Genomic DNA, 4255 nt, shown 5'->3' with positions numbered 1-4255 from the left:
ATTATGATCTGATCTGGACAAATGAACCGGTAATGGGAGTGATGACAAGAATTGCTGCGCGAAAAGCAAGGAAGCAAGGAACTAAAGTCTTCTATATGACGCATGGTTTCCATTTTTTTAAAGGTGCACCGAAAAAAAATTGGATGATATTTTTTCCAATTGAGTTGTATGCATCCAGACTTTGCGATGTGATTGTTACTGTGAACCAAGAAGATTTTCGACGAGCCAAAAAAATGCATGCGCCTACTGTAAAATATATACATGGTATTGGGATTAATCCAAGTCGTTTGAGGGAAAGTGAAAAGCAGACGAATATTCGTACAGAACTTGGCTTGTCAGAGGATAATTTTGTCTGTATCTCAGTAGGCGAACTTAACGAAAATAAGAACCACCAGATAGTTATAAGAGCGTTAGGACAACTGAAGAACTTAGATATTCATTATATAATATGTGGTAAGGGAAATCAGTTAGATAATCTGGTGAATTTGGCCAAAGAACAGAGCATGCAAAATAATGTTCATTTTCTGGGGTATCGGATGGATGTTCTGGATATTTGTCTCCAATCAGATTTGTTTGTTTTTCCATCACATCGGGAAGGATTACCTATAGCACCTTTGGAGGCTATGTATTGTGGATTACCATTAATAACATCCAATATTAGAGGACCAGCTGATTTTATGGAAGATGGAATAACTGGATATTTGGTAAATCCGTATGATGTGAATTCTTTTGCGGCTGCAATTAGGAAATTAAAAGAGAATTCGACATTGCGTTTAGAAATGGGCAATTATAATAAAGGGGCGGTTCGTCCATTTTTGTTAAATAATAGTAAAAAAGAAGTGCTTAACTTAGTAAGTGAAATTTTAGATTTATAAGTTAAAGGTATTAGAGTCAGGTATATGAAAATAGAGATAAAAATTTTCTGAAAAGAATCATTAAGGACAGACACCTTTAGAGTTGCTTTTTAGAAGTTCATATTAGAATTATTGAATCTATTTTTGAAATAAGACTGTTATCATTGAATGATATGATTTATAATTAAATTGAATTAGATGTAAATAGTTAGGAGTGTTTAATTGTTCGTCCGGTAGTAGGCGCAGGTTTAGTACCTGCTGAGTGTTAGGAGTATTATACCAGAATTGTCAAAAAAATGATACTTTATAAAAATAGCGGAAAGATGTTGATTTGATTATTTAATATTAACTTAAGGGGGAAACTTTATTGGCATATCAAATATCAGTTATTGGAAGTTTTAGAAAAAGATATGAAGAGGTAGTTAGAATTGTTACTGTATTGCGGAAAATGGGTCTTAATATTTTATCACCTGTCGGCTCTAATGTATGTAAGAGTATAGAAGACTTTGTTATATTTGAGACAGATAATCCAGACTATTCTCCAGAAGAAATTCAAATGATTACGTTAGAGAAAATTCTTAATTCAGATGCAGTATATGTTTGTGATTTTAATGGATATGTTGGTAAAACAACTTGTTATGAAATTGGATTTTGCTGTAGCAGAAATAGACCATTGTATTTTTTAGAAAAACCTAAAGACTTACCTATTTTGGTGGATGAGAGTCAAATTATATCTCCAGAAGATTTTGGAAAAATAGTATTGAATAATGAACAAAAAGTATATACGGAATTTGAACTTTGTGCTCCTGCTCAAAAAGCGATCAAAAATGTTTTTCTTCCTAATGTTTATGATAATAAAACAGTGACGGGTAAAAAGAAAATTGTTATTTGTGGGAGTATGCTGTTTTATAATGAAATGTTGGAGTGTCAAGAACTTTTGAGAAAAAGGGATATAAAAGCGATTATACCGAAAGATGAAAATGGTATCATAGATTTTTATGATGAATTAGCATTTCGTGAATTTAAAAGAAAAGTGTCTAGTGCATACTTAAAGAAGATTAGAGAAAAAGACACGATAGCGATATTGGTTTATAATGGAACTAAAAAAGGACAAGCAAATTATATTGGTGCGAATACACTCGTTGAGATAGCAATGGCATTTACATGGAACAGGAAGATATATTTATATAACGATATTTATGAGCCGCTAGCAGATGAATTATTGGCATGGGGATGTATTTGTCTTAAAGGAAATATAGGAAAAATTATTTATGATATGGATCAGGATAATATTAGATTAGGAGAAAAATATAAACAATTGTCACTATTTGATGTCTTTAATAATTTATAGAGAAGAGAATACAAATGAGAGTAGACAATATATTTATTTATCATCTTGATTATGAACTTCAAGAACTTTTTCATTTAACTAAGGCATATAGTTATAAAAAAATATATTCCTGTTTTAATTTAGTTACGAGGATGGCTTTTTTGCTATGTGACGAAAGTATTTTAATTCCGGCTTCAAATTATTTTGAGTCGAATATAGCATTTTCTATTCTCAACCGTTTATGTTCTTTTAATGTAAATAAACTTGATACAATAAAATTAGTTTCAAGTTCATATAATTTGGATGAATTGTTGGATAAAAAGATTATTCAGCATGGTAACAGTATTAAGACAGACGGTTATCATTATATGGACTTTATTGAAAATAAAAAGAATATTTGCTTACCAGGAACAATGAAAAAAAGGAAAGCCAGTGCAAGTAAAGATATACAAATGGCGTGGCTGAAAAATGAAGGTATAGAAGAAATGGCTAAGGAAATTTATCAGATTGTTTCAGGTAGTTATAAAGCTTCAACAATAGAAGATAAATTATTTTTAATTCCTTCAAAATTAGGGAATCAGGCATATATTAGCAGATATATTGTTCCGTTACTTGAATTAGGTAATGACTATAATAAACGTATTAGTACAATTGTTAATCTTTTTATAACTCGGGAATATATTAAAAGTTTTTTAGATGAATACCATGCAGTATGTTTAAAAGATATTCCTTTAATAGATGCTGAACTTATTTTGCCAAGTGGAAATGAATATAACCATTTATCATATATAGATTATGCAAAAAAACTTTATGAATTAAGTTATAAAGGGACCAGAACCTTGAATTTTATTGAAAAGTGTAGTGCGAAAGAACTGTATGCCTATAAGGAATCTGCACAATGGAAACAAGTTATAGAATATAAAGGTGAAAAAGATATTATTTTACCACCTGACATAAAAAAGGAGAGTATGATGTTAAATACAGAAGATATTAAGATTGGAATTATTACAGCATTGCCAAAAGAATTTGCTGCTGTAAAAATGATGTTGGAAAATAGTAAAGAATATTTTTTTGAAGGAAAAGGTACGGGACATAGATTTTTTGTAGGAGAAATAAAAAGTGCTAATGATGGAGTTCATAAAGTAGCATTGGGATTGTGTGGAATGGGAAATAATAAAGCATCTATTAGGGCTATGAATATGCATAGTCATTTTCCGAATATCGAATCAATCATTATGGTAGGAATAGCAGGAGGTATTCCTTCTCCTGATGATATTGAAAGACATGTACGATTAGGGGATATTATTGTTTCAAAAGGAATTTTACAATATGATTTTGTTAAGGAAACAGATAAAGGCAGTATGCATCGTTCAGAACCAGCTATACCATCTGCAACATTACTGGAAGCATTAGATGCTATGAAGATTAAGGAATATGAAGACGTATATAAATGGAGAGAATATATTGATCAATATGCAGTGAATAAGTTTAAAAAACCTTCTTGCGAAGATTTGTTGCATGATGAAAATGGGAAAATTATTTCTCATCCATTTGATGAAACAAGAAATAACTATCCAAAAGTTTTTCATGGGAAAATAGCTTCGGCGAATACATTATTAAAGAGTTATAAAAAGAGACAGCAATTAAAAAAAGAATTTGGTGTGTACGCAGTAGAAATGGAAGCGTCAGGAATTGCAGATGCAACTTGGGAGATGGGGACAGGTTATATAGTTGTTAGAGGAATATGTGATTATTGTGATGAATATAAAAATGACGATTGGCAAGAATATGCAGCTTTAGTTGCGGCAAGTTATGCTAGAGATTTGATTGAAAATTTACCTTCCTAAAATGAGAAGAGCATTGGGGTCAGGTACACGAAAGTAGAGATAAAAGTTTTGTAAAATTATTATAAAACTTGTGTCTCTTGGTAACTACTTTGACAGTTAGCGGGATGGACGCATAATTGCTAACTTCTCATTATTTTCCTACTCAAACACTTAAAACTCTGATAAATACTGAGTTGTTCGTAATTTTGTTGGTGGATAAATGAGTAGGTATGTTTACTTAGCAA

General features: G+C 31.0%; 3 protein-coding genes. All 3 read left to right on the top strand.

The genetic code is table 11. The features are described from left to right. Positions 1 to 875: glycosyltransferase (locus ACTNES_RS19650; protein ID WP_441040465.1), on the top strand; the 875-nt coding region annotated here is incomplete at its 5' end. Positions 876 to 1221: 346 nt separating this feature from the next. Next, positions 1222 to 2205, top strand: coding sequence for a hypothetical protein (locus tag ACTNES_RS19645; protein WP_441040464.1), 984 nt, complete (start codon positions 1222 to 1224; stop codon positions 2203 to 2205). Positions 2206 to 2219: 14 nt separating this feature from the next. Beyond that, entirely contained in the window at positions 2220 to 4031 is a 1812-nt protein-coding gene (locus ACTNES_RS19640) for a 5'-methylthioadenosine/S-adenosylhomocysteine nucleosidase (RefSeq protein WP_441040463.1), read from the top strand. Positions 4032 to 4255: the final 224 nt, after the last annotated feature.

Origin of the sequence: Blautia sp. HCP3S3_D9, from assembly GCF_052063845.1 — a bacterium.
Taxonomy (GTDB): Bacteria; Bacillota; Clostridia; order Lachnospirales; family Lachnospiraceae; genus Blautia_A.
This window is presented reverse-complemented; position numbering and strand designations above follow the sequence as displayed.

Excerpts from the sequence above, each read along its gene's own strand:
- ACTNES_RS19640 (WP_441040463.1), top strand. The coding sequence starts at position 2,220 with ATGAGAGTAGACAATATATTTATTTATCATCTTGATTATGAACTTCAA.